Source organism: Paucisalibacillus globulus DSM 18846, assembly GCF_000482485.1.
Classification (GTDB): Bacteria; Bacillota; Bacilli; order Bacillales; family Amphibacillaceae; genus Ornithinibacillus; species Ornithinibacillus globulus.
The window spans coordinates 48,165-63,543 of the sequence record NZ_AXVK01000031.1 but is presented as its reverse complement, the minus strand read 5'-3'; the positions used below and the strand labels follow the sequence as shown (position 1 = coordinate 63,543).

Here is a 15,379-nt window from a genome sequence, read left to right as displayed (position 1 = left end):
GACAGGTTCCTTGGCCTAAAATAGAAAGGATCATCTGAAATTCTAGGTACACTACAGTGCTTCATTGCATTCTTTCGGATTAGCAAGGGCATATAATCTACAGAAAAAGGCCCCTACTATAACTAGTAGAGACCCTATAATATAATAGTTCTAAGGAGAACCAAGTGTATCAACTAAATCATAAGCCAAGTAACCTGGGACTGCGGTTATTCGGCCCACCGAAAAGATTTGTCCATGTGGCTCTTTATGCGATGTAATCTTCTTTGTCTATGTCGTTAGCTTCTTTACGGATGTAGTATTTCCCTTTCGTTGTGATTGCAAGAATAATGGTGAGTATAGCCGCTAATATGGATGAGAAGAATGCGGCTGTGCTTTGTAAAAATTCTCCCATGAATCCTAAAGCAGCGAGTGTGCCAAGTGTACATGAAATGATAAGAGATGCTACACCTACAGGATTCCATTTAAATAGATTTACCTGCCTTGACTCATAATACCCTGGTCCAATTTTCAATACTTTCTTAACGATAGTTGCATCTATTACTAAAATGGTTGCCCATGTCATCAAGAATACGCCTTGGAATGTCATAGCTAATTCAAGATGATTCACAATGCCACCGAGCATTAGGACAATAGCAGAAACCCCTGTTACGACTACCCAAAAACGTCTACCTGGTTTAAATTTGAAGACATTTTCAAAGAAATTGGCTAGTGATAGTGAACCACTATAAATATTGGTTATATTTATTCTTACTTGAGTTAGCATTGTAAATAATACTCCCCAAATTCCGAGCAGCAACACGATATATACACCAGGATTAGGTTCACCTAATCGAACACCAAACCAGATACCAAGGCCACCCATAACCCCAAAACAGAAGATTTGTGGTATAAATCCAATTGCAAAGATACCTACTTTCATATCTTTAGGTTTCAGGAAACGTGCATAATCGGATGCAAGTAAAGGAGTTAATCCCATGATTCCATGTTGCATACCGATACATAATAATAAAGCTGTTCCGCCAACTTGAACTCCTTCTGGCATATAGCTCCAAAAGTAACCGTCATATTCAGATGGTGTCGATAGCGCCATAACAATGGCTGCGATTAGGAACAAGAAAAATAGTGGAAGAGACCATTTTTGTAGTTTGTCTAACTGTTTAATTCCAAACCAATTTAGTGGAATTACAATTGTTCCGAAGAAGAGAATTAATGCCCATTCAGGAATGGTGGGGAAGAATTCGTGTACTGCAGCAACTAAAATCATACCTTCCAGTGCACAATACATAATGAAATTTGTTGCGTAAATAAACGAGGTAAGTGATGCACCGATATAACCAAATCCACCACCTCTGGATAATAGATTAACATTCATACCGGATTTTGCAGAAAGATAGGCTATGAATGTACCTAGTATCCCAGCAACTATGATGGCATACACAGCAGATATAATAGCATTAATTGCACCAAATTGTAGTGCCATGACACTTCCCATTTGGAAATAAAAGATCGCTGTTGCAATTCCAAAAGTGATATTTGTGATACTGAGCCATCCCATGTTTCTTTTTTCTCTTGGTACTCTGCCTAAAGAATAATCATCTCCTTTACTAACGGAAGAATGATTACTCGTAACATTAGTAGAATCCAAATCAAACCAACTCCTTTTTGTGAAATAAATCACATGATATTTACAACGATGATAACTGGCTATTTCTTCAAACAGACAGCAACTATATAACTCTAACAATAATTTTTAAGCTTGGCAAATCTGCTATATGATGGTTAATGATTATAATGGCCTATTAATAAAGGTTAACTGTATATAGCTATCTCTATCGTAATAATAGTAACTCCCTTGTCACATTCCTAGTGCATTTGACATAGTTAAAAGGTTAATTATAGAACTTCAAGTAAATCTTCTATAAACTTCCAAAGAATGTGATGTTCATCACATTTTTTTTGCGAAAAACACCCTATACTAAGGTTGTTATTTAATTTCGACAAGATACGAGAGAGAATGTGTGCCAAAATTACAACCATAAACTCCGTGACTTATTACTTTTTTGAACAGGAATGTTCATAAATATGTCGTTTTATAGTCACTTTTCGTCTATTGTTATACGAATGTCACATTGTTATATTTAGTGTGATGTTGAGCACACATGAAGATTTACAATTTAATATGCTAGGGGGTTATATAGGAAGAGAATGTACTAGCACGTTGGAATTTACCGTGTAGTCTAATTTTGCTCAGTGTTTATGAGTGGAAGTTATTTCTATCCTATTAAACTGCTAATTAATTTAAAGGAGGTAAATGGATGAAAAATAGAGTTCCTATTTTCATGGCTGTAGTTGCTATGATTTTGACTATTTCCTTCGTTATCATACCAATGCCTGCATCTGCAGCAATTGCAGATGGGACATATGAGTTGAATTACGAAATGAAAGAAGCTCATAGTGAGAACACATCAATTGCGGATGGTTATTTTACAAAGCCAGCTAAATTAACTGTGAAAAATGGTGTCCAATATATTCAGATGACCGTAACAGGTAGTAACTATGTTGCGTCACTTTCAGCACCATCTGGCCCAGTGGAAGTCATCAGTGATGATACAACGAATTTTGTAAGAGTAGTGAAGTTTAGAGTGGATGGTGATCTTTCCAAACCACTCAACATGGAAATGCATATCATTGTTCCAGACTTATATGATATGACACATACAGCCCGTGCAGTTTTTGACGTTAGTGGAGTAACTCAAGAAAAAGCAGCTGCGGCTAATAATGTGAATAAATCCACAAACTCAGAAAAGACTTCTAAATCAGAGGCTAAACCGGTAGAAAAGAAAGAAAAAACTGAAACACAGACTACCAATACTGCAAAAAATGAAAGTACTAAAGAAGAGCAGGTAGTCGAAAAAACCGAAGAAGTGGAAGAACCAGAAGAAAAAACGGAGAGCGTAGATGCTGAGGCAGATGAAGAGGAAGAAAGTTCTGAAGAAGAAAACTCAGAAGAAGATAGTACAAGTTCCGAAGAGACTGCTGCTTCAGAAGTAAAAGATGCACAGGAAGAAGATAGTTCATCAGGTGCACTTTGGATTTCTCTAATTGTCATTGTGGTAATAATCGCCGGATTTGTATTTTGGAAATTCCGGAGAAAAAATAAATAAAGATTAAGGGAGAGAAGTATTATGGGTAAGAATTTTAAATTAATGCTTGCTTTAATTATTGCAATCTTTACATTACCTGTTTTGGGTAGTACTGTGTTTGCAGCAGACGGTACTCAAGATGGTGAAACTGAACTTAACTATATTATGTTGAAAGATAATGAAAATGGAGATTCAAGTGCTGCTCGCTCATTTGTTAAACCAGCCAAACTGATTGTTGAAAATGGGATTAAAACTGTTCAAATAGGTTTTGTAGGTAGCAGTATGATTGAGGAACTTAGCATTCAAAATATTGAATCAAATATTGCTAGAAATATAGACAATAATACAGGTACCATTAGTTTTCAAGTAGACGGTGAACTACCAGAAGTTTTATATATGGATATGACAATTAATGCTGGTTCTTTTGGGGTAATGAACCATACCGTTCGAGTGTTTTTAAATGCAGAGTCCATGTCAGATGTATCAAGTGATTTACTACAATCCACTTTAATTAAAAAAGATTTAAATTATGTTATGTTAAAAGATAACGAAAATAAAGATTCTAGTGCTGCGAGGTTTTTTGTTAAACCTGCTAAAATTTGGTATGAAAATGGTTCAGCTAAAATCGATATGAATTTTACTGGAAGTAGTATGATTGAAGAACTTAGTGTACAAGGTATGCAATCTGAATTAACTAGAAATGAAGATGGAGAGACAGGTACGTTAACTCTTACTGTCCCTAAAGAATTACCTGAAGTTTTATATGTAGATATGGTGATAAATACTGGTGCTCCTGCTCCTTATGGTATTATGGAACATACAGTACGCTTATTTTTAAATAAAGATTCTATGTCAGCTATATCAAATGAACTACTAGAGTCTTCAATAATTAAAGAAGAACAACCAGCAGAAGAACCAACAGAAGAACCTAAACAAGAACCTGTTAAAGATTCTAATGAAGAAAAAGATGCAAAATATGAAATTAACTATGTTGTAAAACACGCAACAGAAGATAAAGCTTCATCAGCTGATTCATTTTTCACAAAACCAGCTCTTCTAATAACAAAAGATGGTGTAAACTACCTTCAACTAACAATAACAGGCTGGGATATGATTGATTATTTAAGAACTGCCGATGGTGATGTCAAAGTTCTTAAAGTAAACGCAGATGGTTCTGCATTAGTACAATTTAAAGTTAATGGTAATCTAGCAAGTCCAATCAATCTAGATATGCATATCACTGTTCCAGGTATGTATAGCATGCAACACAATGCAAGACTATTTTTAGACTTAGACACTAAAACAGAAGTTAAAGATACTACAACAACTCCTGTAAGCAATAAAGATAAAACTACGAATAACAATAATAACAATGCAACAAAAACAGACAACAAAAAAGCAACTAATAACAAAACATCAACCAAACAAGAAGTAGAATCAAACCAACTAAAACCAGACAAAGCATACACAATGAACTACATCGTAAAACATGCAACTCAAGACCAAGAATCAGCAGCTAACCAATTCTTCAAAAAACCAGCTGTTTTGTTAACTAAGAATGGTGTGAATTATCTTCAATTAACAATTACAAATTGGTCTATGGTTGACTCATTAAGCACTGCATACGGTGAAGTTGCAGTTGTAAAAGTAAATTCAGATGGTTCTGCAGTAGTACAATTAAGAGTAAATGGTGACTTAGCTGATCCAATTAAATTAGATATGCATATCACTGTTCCCGGTATGTACAGTATGCAACATAGTGCTCGCTTGTTCTTAGATGTGGACAGTAAAACAGAGATTTCTACTGGAAGTCATGAAATTGCAGCTGCATCTAATGGTAATGGTGTAGTAGTTAACCCACAAACAGGTGAAAACACAAATATCTTACTATACGTATTGCTATTAATCGGTTCTGGTATTCCACTAGCAATGCTAGTTAAGAGACGTTTTGCTTAATAGATTGATAGATTAGACGCAAACTTAAGAGTCTTACTGTGGAATTTTGACAGTAGGACTCAGTTTGCTATTCGGGATATACCGACAAGCTAAAGTATTACATTGGAAAGAGGTGTAAGTCGTGAAGCGAAAGTTAACTTTATTTTTAATGATGCTAGCATTATTACTAGTTGTTGCAGGTTGTGGAACTAGTGCTGAGTCGAATGAGGATAACAACAAATCTAATTCTACTGAAGCAAAAGCAAGTGATTCAGAAACTGATGCTAAGGATTCGGAGAACCGCGTCATCTCTACTACAGTTGCACTAACAGAAATCACAGATAAATTGGAATTAGACCTAGTAGGTGTTCCAACAACATACAAGGATTTACCTGAACGTTATGAAGGTTTACCAGAGGTTGGTCTAGCAATGACTCCAGATATGGAAATGATTCGATCACTGAAACCTACTGATGTGTTAACCGTGACAACATTGACATCTTATGTAGAAGAAACATTTACTAATGGGAACACCCCAGCAACCTATATTGACTTGGCCAGTGTAGATGGAATGTATGAAAGTATTTTAGCTCTCGGTGAAAAATATGATAGAATGGCTCAGGCAGAAGAAATTGTAAATGATTTTGATGAAAAAATGCTTGAAATTGAAGAAAAGGTAAAAGGTCAAGAACCACCAACCGTACTCATTCTATTCGGTGTGCCAGGTAGTTATCTAGTTGCTACAGAAGATTCATATGTAGGTGACCTTGTAAGAAGAGCTGGTGGTGTAAATGCTGTTCAAGATAAGGGTGTAGAATATATTTCTTCCAATACAGAAAACTTACAACAAACTAATCCTGACGTTATCTTGCGCATGGCCCACGGAATGCCTGAAGAAGTAGTTGAAATGTTTGACAAGGAATTTAAAGAGAATGATATTTGGAAGCATTTTAAAGCAGTACAAGATGATAGAGTATATGACTTAGAAGAAACTCGCTTTGGTTCAACTGCCAACCTTGCAGCACCAGAAGCACTAGATGAATTAGTAGAAATGCTCTATCCAGACTTAGCAAGTTAACATAATGGGGGACAGTCCCCTAGTAAGGGACTGACCATCATTACGAAAGAGGTTTTTCGAATGTACAAAAAGATTATCAGTTTTGTAGTTGTAATTGGGCTGCTTTTTGCGGTAACAATTTATTCTATGGCTACAGGAAGTATTGATATTACAGTTAAAGAGCTAATTGAAGGACTGTTCACAGGAACAAATGAAAATGTAGAAATTATCAAAGATTTGCGCCTACCACGTATTATTATCGCACTTTTTGCTGGGGCAGCTTTATCGGTTTCTGGTGTACTACTTCAGGCGGTCATGCGTAATCCGCTGGCGGAACCTGGAATTATCGGTGTTGCATCAGGTGCGGGCTTCGTTTCGATTATTATGATCACATTTTTCCCTACATTATATTTCTTCACACCATTATTTTCCTTTATCGGTGGAGCGCTTGCCTTTGTTCTTGTATATTTCTTTTCTTGGAAATCTGGACTCAATCCTCTTCGCATGATCTTAATTGGTGTTGCTGTGAATGCGGTTTTCACGGGATTAAGTCAATTAATGAGCTCGATGAATGGGAGTAGTATGATGTCCGGTATTTCGGTGACATCTTCAACACTTACGATGAAAACTTGGGGTGACGTAGGTGTTATTGTCCTTTATGGTACAATCGGACTTATCTTGGCATTTCTTGTTTTCGCATGGTGTAACCATTTAGGATTGAAGGATAAAACATTAAAAAACCTCGGCTTTCAAGTAAACCGAGCACGATTTGTTATTTCTATTATTGCTGTTTTGCTAGCTTCCATTGCAACAGCCATTGCCGGGGTGTTTACGTTTGTTGGCTTACTTATCCCACACATTGGGAGAACACTCGTGGGAAATAACTATATCCTGCTTATTCCATTTTCCGCAGTAGCTGGGGCCTTGCTAATTTTAACGGCGGATACTTTAGGAAGAACACTTATTTCACCAATTGAAATTCCAGCATCCATGATTATGGCAGTTATCGGTGGAGCATTCCTAATTTTCCTTCTTAGAAAGAGTGATCGTATTTATGGAAATTAAAGATATAACATTCGCCTATCAAGATAAAATAAAACGACTGCATGATGTTAACCTTCATATTAAGGAAGGAGAAATTACAACCATTATTGGCCCTAATGGCTGTGGTAAATCAACACTTCTAGGCGTGATTACAAACAATAATCAGCCACAGGTAGGACAAGTTATCCTAGACGGAAAAAATATTAACCAATACAAATCGAAAGAGTTAGCTAGAAAGTTGGGTGTGGTTCACCAACAAAATTCTGCACCATCAGACATGACAGTAGAAAAGCTAGTCTATTATGGCCGTTTACCACATAAAAATACCTTTTCTCCAAAGTCAGATAAGGACGAAGAAAAAGTAGAGTGGGCACTGAAATGTACTGGATTGTATGAAAAACGTAATGAAGAGATTGATAATCTTTCCGGTGGACAGCAACAACGCGCTTGGATTGCGATGGCACTTGCACAGGACACACCATTTCTTTTTCTTGATGAACCAACATCGTACCTAGATTTATATTACCAATATGAAATACTGGAACTGGTAAAAATGTTATGTGAAGAGCACGGATTAACGATAGTGATGGTTTTGCATGATATTAATCAGGCCATTCAATACAGCCATAATATTATAGTAATGAAGCATGGAAAAGTAGTAGAAACAGGAAACCCAAAAAATATTATAACGAAAGAATTGATTCAGGATATTTACGGTGTAAATGTGGTTGTAAAACAGGATGATGACGCTGGTATGTATATTGTTCCTATAGGAATTTAATGGGTGAAAGTCAGAAAGGGTGACGACATGAAGAAATCTCTAAAGATAATAATTGTAATAGGTTATTTAACAGTCTTTCTTTTTGCTGCGCATGGATTAGTTAATATCGCAGTTGATTACTATCAAAATAGTAAAGAGACAGATGAGGTTCAGGAGAAGTTTTATGATACGGTTTCTGCTGAGGAGAAAGAGGATAATCATGATTCTGATACAGTGCGCCCAGAATTCCAAGACTTATTAAAGGAAAATGATGACCTCGTTGGCTGGGTTAAAATAGAGGATACGAAGATTGATTACCCAATCTTACAAACGGATAATAATGAAGACTATTTAACACAAAACTTTAATAAAGAGTATTCCATTCTTGGAAGTATTTTTATGGATTTTCGGAATGACATGAAAACACTAGGGAAAAATACAATTATATATGGCCATCGCACAAAGAATGGTTCCATGTTCGAGCACTTAATAAAGTTTAAGGATAAAGCGTTTTTGGAAGAACATCGAACTTTTCCATTTGAAACGTTGTATGATAGTTATGAAGCGGAAGTATTTGCTGTTTATATAACAACAACAGATTTCAACTATATCCAAACCGATTTTGCCAGTGATGAAGAATTTGAAAGCTATCTTTCTAGCGTTCAGGAAGAATCTATTTATGAAACAGATGTAGAAGTAAGTAAGGAAGATATCATTCTCACCTTATCCACTTGTGATGAGGAATTGGATAGCATGGATGGAAGATTAGTTGTGCAGGCGAAGTTGGTTAAGAGGGGCTAATATGTGTTACGTCCTTTAAGGTTGTATCTTAAGTAGTTCAGTTTTCGTTTCTATGCCAATGTTATTAAAAAAAGTATAGTAGAAATATGATAGTTATTAGTACCCTTGAAAGCATAATGACAATAGATATTGTCGTTGTGCAGATAGGGGTGCTATTTTTTTGTTGATATGCTATTCTGAGCCTTATCTAAGAAGTTTTAGGGTTAATATCGTTTTATGTTAATATATAATTAAATATTTTGAAGATTGTGTTCCCCGGCTGACGGGGCGGGTTAGTGCAACAAAAGAATGAAAGGAAGTAGGAGGAGTTTTATGGGTTTAAAAGTTGGGGATATCATTCAATTCGAACGGATATTTACAAAAGAAGATGTTGAGATGTTTACCAAAATATCGATGGATGAAGGGAATCACCATACGAATCCGGATGAAGTAGGAAGACTTGTAGTTCAAGGGTTATTAACTGCTACATTACCGACAAAGGTTGGTGGAGATTATAATGTGCTTGCTCGTACCATGAACTTTGAATTTTTAAGACCCGTCTTTACTGAAGATACCATAATTTGTGCAGTAACTATTGAGCAATTCGAAAAACAGGATAATAGGGCACGTATTATTACTTCCTTTACATGTGAAAATCAACATGGAAAGATAGTACTACAAGGGGATTTTTCGGGGGTAATCCAATGATAATTGATATTTTATAAGTATTATACTATTGTCCTATTATCTAAACTTTCCACTATACATAAAAAAGACCTATTAAGATACATACCATCTATTTAATTGTGTGCTGGCTCATGTTATAATGAGGAACTTAAGATGATTAAATAGAACGGATGCCAAGTACAGCCTCCGACTATCGATTAAATATGGAGGTATAAGTGAATGAATAAACGATGGACAATTGATAAAATTAAAGAATTTGTTGAGAACAATTCAGAAAGTAAGTTGCTAACAACGGAATATCACGGTTATTCACAAAAGTTACTATTTAAATGTGCGTGTGGTAACAACTTTGAAAAGACATTTAAGAAGTTTAAAAATAATAACCAACGTAAATGTGACGTGTGTCAACCACCTAAAGAGTCACGCTAAACATAATAGCCAATTATCAAGGCTGATTAAACTTTTAAGGAAGTTGTCGCTAATTTTAAATTGAATAGTTTTATCCAAATCACCTTACTCCTATAATAGAAGTGAGGTGGTTTTTTAATTTCATGTGGGTTAATAATAGGAACATTGTTTTGAGGTAACTTACATAAACAATCCAATAAGATACATAGATACACTTTTTTTGAAAAATAAAAAATGATATGATTATTGAAAGTATAAAGTGGAGGTGAACGTGTTGATTAATATTGTCGGTCAAATTATGTTGTATGTAAGTAACCAAGATGAAGCAGTTAAGTTTTGGACTGAAAAAGTAGGGTTTAGTGTTATTTCAGAAGAAAATGGACAGGGAATGAGATGGATTGAAATTGCTCCTACAAAGGATGCAGAGACAAGTATCATTTTGCATAATAAAGAAATAGTGGCTAGGATGTCCCCTGAATTAGATTTAGGCACACCTTCTTTGATGTTCTTCTCAGATAGATTCGAACAATTATATAGTGATTTAAAAAGCAAAAATGTTGTAGTTGGAGAGATTGTGGATATGCCGTCCGGTAGAGTGTTTAATTTTGCAGATAGTGAAAACAATTATTTTGCCGTTATGGAAAAAAGGTAAGTATTAAGATAAAAGAAAACATAAAATAAAATTAGGCGCGGTGCATTAGGAAAGGCAGCGCCTAATTTTATTGCTTTAGGAAATTATAAAAGTAACTGCCTGTGGATATCACTATTTTAAAGCCACGTCCAGCTCCAGCGCCCAGGGACTAGCGAGACTTCCCTCACCTTCGTACGATAAGTCAACATCGACTCCCTACGGTCGACGTGTGGTTAACTGGCTGTTGATCCCCCACTTCGAGAATTCGAGTGAAATTCAAGAATTATAAGTGGGGGATCAAACAGTAAGTCAAAAGCTAAGGTTCGTTCAACTAACAATCAGTGGGGGAAGTACAAAAACTCCCACTGATTGAAGCTTCACTTTATCTCCTCCGGCTCAGTCCAGTCCGTAGTCCCTAACCGGGCGCTTCCGCTTTTGTTCGTAGGTTTGGATAGTTTTACTTAAGCTTTTTGCCACTGAGTTCAATAGGACATGCAAATGCCAACATAATGAAACTTTTAGCTATATTATTCGTACTTAAAGTAAAGCAGTAAAAAAATGGAGATGTTTACATTGAAAAAATATAGTATATTTGCTATTAGTTTTATAGTACTGTTTTCAATATTTCAGGTATTATCTGGTGTGTTATTAACATTTATATATACGCCTAGTATAGAAGATGCTTGGAATATGAGTAGTAGTTTACCGAAAGAAGTTATTATTTCAAGTAACCATAGCCCCTTTTTAGTACAATTATTGATTGCTTTTCTTTCGGCGACAATTGCATACTTTATTCCAAAGAAATTCAGAAGTAAAAATAACCAATAAGCAATATGTTGTTTTAGCGTGATGGGATCATCAGACGGATGGTCTTTATTTTTAGATAAGCGTTTTGAAAATTATGTTATTTATTATCTGTAAAGTTCATGATTTTTTACTAAAATGCGAGGGGTTGATTTGATGGGAGTAATGGAAATTTTGGCTTTTTCTATAGCTGCTGGTGCTGTTTCAATTGCACTTTATTCGTCTGATAGAGTGACAAAGCTAGAAAATAGAATAAGAGAGTTAGAAGATAAACTTAATAGAAAGTAGCATTTCGATCAAATACTTCTTTTTACGCTACTAGTTGCGAACAGGGGTGGAAAAATGAATAAAAGAAATATTATTTTTTTCATTATAGGAATTATAGTGGGATTCATTCTCTCAGCTATATTTCCGATTTTTTAATACGTTGCTGAAATAACGGATGTATCCGGAGATGAGGATCAAGCAAATTGTTGCAGATGGTAGGGGAATTAGATATTTGGGATGAGAGAGGGATAAGTTGTATTTACTGTGTTAACGATTTTTTCCTGGTGATGTAACGTTAGGAATCTACTGAATAAAGTAGCCCTATAAAAGAGAAATAGGAGCCCAAACGAAGAACCCCTATTCCTCATGCATGATAATTGATGATTATGTTCGACGTCTATCCGCATAAAACTGACGATGTAGCTCTTGAACTTGCTCCGCTAGTTCAGGAACAGGTCCATCTACTGTGATATCACGAATAACTTCTTGTATAGAAAGATTCCGAACGCGCGATGGAGTAACTCCAATTTCACGCAACCAATGTGCCAACTGCTCAGAAGAACTTGCATACACGATCCGACCTAAACCAACCCAACCGTGGGCTGCAGAGCACATCGGGCAATGTTCACCAGAGGTATAAACAGTTGCCTTCCTTCTTTCCTCAGGCTGCATGTTACTAGCGGCCCATCGTGCAATAGCAAATTCCGGGTGTTGTGTATGGTCACCACCTGCCACGTGGTTGTGATCTTCAAAAAGCACCTCTCCATCGGCAGAAACAAGTACGGAACCAAATGGCTCGTCGCCTTTCTCCAAAGCAGTTTTAGCTAATTCCACACTACGTTGCAAGTGCTTCCAATCTATTTTACTTACCATCTATGAACCCTCCTCATATATGAATATTCTATCGTCAGTCCTTCGTAAACAAGACTGCTCTTAATAAAAGTCAATCAAATTCATAGATGTTTGGCAAGTATAACCAATCTAGCTGTAGAGTGAGCACCTGCAAAATATGAAAACTTCTACTATACTATAGGTACAATAGGTCAAAAACATTTTTTGCTAACTGAAGAGACTAAATGGGGTGGATAATTAATGGATAACCAATATTTTGTAGGCTGGGGTACATTAGCACTAATAAACGCAGGACTTGCGCAAGGAAAGAACAGGACGGGTTTAAACTGGTTTTTGCTTTCCCTTGTACTAGGCCCAATAGCAACACTAATATTGTTGTTTGTTGAAAAAAGAGAGCAGTAGTAACTAAACACACTATCGAAACATGATTCCTATAAACAGACGGTAAACTGGTTTTAAATAAGATAATAATATACGATAACCTCAGGAATAAAACGAGATATTTTTTCAAAAAGGATGTGTGCAATGATGAATCTACAAACTGTGATGCAAGATCTTGAAGCCCTTGGCAAGGAACGAATGAAAAAAATGTATTTATCCAATGGTGCTCATGAACCACTTTTTGGTGTAGCTACAGGTGCAATGAAACCAATCTCAAAGAAGATTAAAATAAATCAACCATTAGCAGAAGAACTTTATGCAACGGGAAATTACGACGCAATGTATTTTGCAGGGATCATTGCGGATCCAAAAGCAATGACCGAGTCAGATTTTGATCGGTGGATGGATTCAGCTTATTTTTATATGTTATCTGATTATGTCGTAGCAGTAACGTTATCAGAGGCTGATATTGCGCAGGAAGTTGCAGACAAATGGATTAGAAGTGGTGAAGAACTTAAAATGTCAGCAGGTTGGAGTTGCTACTGTTGGCTTTTAGGTAATCGTAAAGACGTTGAATTTGAAGAAAACAAAATTGCCGATATGCTTGAAATGGTGAAAAATACAATTCACGAATCCCCGGAACGAACAAAGGCTTCAATGAATAATTTTGTTTATACGGTAGGAATTTCATATTTGCCACTACATGAAAAGGCAGTTGAAACTGCAGAGGATATAGGTCTAGTAGAAGTGAAAAGGGAAAATAAGAAACCTAGTATTTTAAATGCTTCTGAAAGTATTCAGAAAGAAGTTGATAGAGGGAAGCTCGGTTTTAAACGTAAATATGTAAGATGTTAAGCCTATGATTGTGTAATAGGAGATGGGATAACGTTGAATTTTCTATTTCTGATTAGCATGTAGTCAAAAATTTCCTTGATATTTCGGGAATTAAAATGATATTATAAATAAATCAGTGTTGTAGAGATATTGATCCACTAATAGGGTCAAAAATATATGTCAATCTCGATACGTCTACCATCTGAAATACTATTATGGAGATGTCAACACATGCAGGGAGAAACAAGATTACCACATAACGGGAAAGAATTTATTTTATTTTTAGCGGTTATTTCAATTATTTCAGTAAATACGATCGCACCTTTAATTATGGGATTTGAATTTGGTTTTAGTAAAGAGAACTATCTAGAAACATTAAAAGTTATTCCATTTGTATGGGTTTGCGTTATATTACTAGTAACATTGGTTGCAAATCCGATTGTAAGTAGATTGGTACCCAAATTCGTTGCACCTACTGACGGATTTAACGCACGAGTATTATTTAATATTTTATTCAGTGTAACTATTCTTTCCATCCTATTAACAATCATTGGATCTTGGATTGGAATGCGAGAAGTTTCTATGGAACCAATTCATAATTTCTTTTATATGTGGCCACGAAACTTTTTCATTGCATTCTGGATTGAAGCTTTAATTGCACAACCAGCTGCAAGATTTGCAATGAAACAATTACATGCTGCAAAGTCTCGTAAAATGGTAAATGCTTAAATTAGTATATTAAACTGTTTAGCCGATTGATTCTATTAGAGTCAATCGGCTTTTAATAATGTAGGTATCCTACGGGCTGTATGAAATCTTTCTTCGCTTAAGGTTTCACGAGTCGTTTTGCCTATGATTCATTTTCTTTTTGACAATCAAAAAGAACACCACTCCAAGTCCCCCTAATAATAGAAGAACCGGCAAGTTTCCAACAAGGAAAACAAAAAGGCTAGAAAAGAAGGATACAAGCATATTAATACTTTTTACAAATTGTTGTTTTGTTTGTTCCCACGTATTTAAATCCTGATTATTCATCGTTGTAAGAGTCACATTGTTTTCTTGAATATGGATAGTAATTGTTGCAAGTTCAGCCCTATTATCTAAATATTTCATCCGTCCCAATACTTGTTCAATCTCTTCCTGAACAGTAGCTAAATCATTTGAAATGGTTAACAGGTCTTCAGTCTTTTCTGCTTTCTCCATGAAAGAAAGTAATCGTTCCTCTACTACTCGTTTTGATTTCAAACGGGACTCTAAATCAACATATTCTTCGGTTACATCTTGACCTGAAATAGAATTTTCGATCACTTTGCTGCTACCATCTTCCACTAACTGAATGAACTCTCGAAATTGATCCTGTGGGATACGTACTGTAATAGAACCACTTGCCATGTCATCTTCTTGACCTTTATCCATCGTTGATTCTACAATATACCCACCATAGTCCGAAACCTTCGTTTGGATATGATTTAAAGATTGTTGTATATCTTTTACCTCAATAGCTAAGTTGGCTGTATAGATAATCTTTCGGTCTTTCGCACTTTCCTTAGCATTAGATGAATTGCTTTCTTCCTTATTAGATTCGCCACTGGATTCATCACTAGCAATTTCACTTTCCATCTCATTTGAAAGGTTAGGACTTACTGCCTTCGCTTCACTAGAATCGTAGTCCATAGACTGGTCGGCTGATTCACTACTACCTGAGTCATTGCTACAAGCTATTAATAATAAGCAAATACCGATTACAAGTACAATCAGATATAGCGCCTTTTTCACCTTAACACCCCTTTTTGTTT

17 protein-coding genes are annotated in these 15,379 nt (G+C 35.7%); 14 read left to right on the top strand and 3 right to left on the bottom strand.

Annotated elements, in window-relative coordinates; all coding sequences use genetic code 11:
• Positions 1–244 precede the first annotated feature (244 nt).
• Positions 245–1,645 (bottom strand): purine-cytosine permease family protein, encoded by a 1,401-nt coding sequence (locus tag K332_RS0110350; protein ID WP_026907398.1) that lies wholly within the window; start codon positions 1,643–1,645, stop codon positions 245–247.
• A gap of 670 nt (positions 1,646–2,315) precedes the next feature.
• On the opposite strand from K332_RS0110350, the gene K332_RS0110345 reads away from it, so the two are divergent.
• From K332_RS0110345 to K332_RS24695, 11 genes are all read left to right on the top strand, one after another.
• A complete protein-coding gene (locus tag K332_RS0110345; RefSeq protein WP_026907397.1) occupies positions 2,316–3,164 on the top strand; it encodes an NEAT domain-containing protein in 849 nt (282 codons plus the stop codon).
• A 21-nt stretch (positions 3,165–3,185) separates the two neighbouring features.
• Positions 3,186–5,099 carry an NEAT domain-containing protein gene (locus K332_RS0110340; RefSeq protein ID WP_026907396.1) on the top strand — a complete coding sequence of 638 codons (1,914 nt, stop codon included), beginning with the start codon at positions 3,186–3,188 and terminating at the stop codon, positions 5,097–5,099.
• A gap of 121 nt (positions 5,100–5,220) precedes the next feature.
• Entirely contained in the window at positions 5,221–6,156 is a 936-nt protein-coding gene (gene isdE / locus K332_RS0110335) for a heme ABC transporter substrate-binding protein IsdE (RefSeq protein WP_026907395.1), read from the top strand.
• A 60-nt stretch (positions 6,157–6,216) separates the two neighbouring features.
• A complete protein-coding gene (locus tag K332_RS0110330) occupies positions 6,217–7,200 on the top strand; it encodes a FecCD family ABC transporter permease (protein WP_026907394.1) in 984 nt (327 codons plus the stop codon).
• Positions 7,190–7,960 carry an ABC transporter ATP-binding protein gene (locus K332_RS0110325; protein WP_026907393.1) on the top strand — a complete coding sequence of 257 codons (771 nt, stop codon included), beginning with the start codon at positions 7,190–7,192 and terminating at the stop codon, positions 7,958–7,960. Before K332_RS0110330 ends, K332_RS0110325 begins: the two co-directional genes overlap by 11 nt.
• A 27-nt stretch (positions 7,961–7,987) precedes the next feature.
• Positions 7,988–8,740, top strand: coding sequence for a class B sortase (gene srtB, locus K332_RS0110320; protein ID WP_026907392.1), 753 nt, complete (start codon positions 7,988–7,990; stop codon positions 8,738–8,740).
• Positions 8,741–9,052: 312 nt separating this feature from the next.
• On the top strand, positions 9,053–9,427 hold the full coding sequence (locus tag K332_RS0110315; RefSeq protein WP_026907391.1) for a hotdog family protein: 375 nt from the start codon (positions 9,053–9,055) through the stop codon (positions 9,425–9,427).
• Positions 9,428–9,625: 198 nt separating this feature from the next.
• Complete coding sequence (locus K332_RS0110310) at positions 9,626–9,835, top strand: hypothetical protein (RefSeq protein ID WP_026907390.1); 210 nt, start codon at positions 9,626–9,628, stop codon at positions 9,833–9,835.
• A 253-nt stretch (positions 9,836–10,088) separates the two neighbouring features.
• Positions 10,089–10,466, top strand: a complete 378-nt coding sequence (locus tag K332_RS0110305; RefSeq protein WP_026907389.1) for a VOC family protein — start codon at positions 10,089–10,091, stop codon at positions 10,464–10,466.
• Between the two features lie 552 nt (positions 10,467–11,018).
• Positions 11,019–11,273, top strand: a complete 255-nt coding sequence (locus tag K332_RS0110300) for a hypothetical protein (protein WP_026907388.1) — start codon at positions 11,019–11,021, stop codon at positions 11,271–11,273.
• A 132-nt stretch (positions 11,274–11,405) separates the two neighbouring features.
• Positions 11,406–11,537: a hypothetical protein gene (locus K332_RS24695; RefSeq protein ID WP_281170917.1), complete on the top strand. Its 132-nt coding sequence runs from the start codon at positions 11,406–11,408 to the stop codon at positions 11,535–11,537.
• Between the two features lie 363 nt (positions 11,538–11,900).
• On the opposite strand, the gene K332_RS0110290 is transcribed toward K332_RS24695, so the two are convergent.
• A complete protein-coding gene (locus K332_RS0110290; RefSeq protein WP_026907387.1) occupies positions 11,901–12,389 on the bottom strand; it encodes a nucleoside deaminase in 489 nt (162 codons plus the stop codon).
• Between the two features lie 219 nt (positions 12,390–12,608).
• Here K332_RS0110290 and K332_RS24200 point away from each other — a divergent pair, with 219 nt between their 5' ends.
• From K332_RS24200 to K332_RS0110275, 3 genes are all read left to right on the top strand, one after another.
• Positions 12,609–12,770, top strand: a complete 162-nt coding sequence (locus K332_RS24200; protein WP_169727362.1) for a hypothetical protein — start codon at positions 12,609–12,611, stop codon at positions 12,768–12,770.
• 126 nt (positions 12,771–12,896) lie between these two features.
• On the top strand, positions 12,897–13,604 hold the full coding sequence (locus K332_RS0110280; RefSeq protein WP_026907386.1) for a DNA alkylation repair protein: 708 nt from the start codon (positions 12,897–12,899) through the stop codon (positions 13,602–13,604).
• Between the two features lie 210 nt (positions 13,605–13,814).
• A complete protein-coding gene (locus tag K332_RS0110275) occupies positions 13,815–14,312 on the top strand; it encodes a hypothetical protein (RefSeq protein ID WP_026907385.1) in 498 nt (165 codons plus the stop codon).
• A gap of 105 nt (positions 14,313–14,417) precedes the next feature.
• Here the strand turns inward: K332_RS0110275 and K332_RS0110270 are convergent, their stop codons facing one another.
• Positions 14,418–15,359 carry a DUF4349 domain-containing protein gene (locus K332_RS0110270; protein ID WP_026907384.1) on the bottom strand — a complete coding sequence of 314 codons (942 nt, stop codon included), beginning with the start codon at positions 15,357–15,359 and terminating at the stop codon, positions 14,418–14,420.
• Between the last annotated feature and the right edge of the window lie 20 nt (positions 15,360–15,379).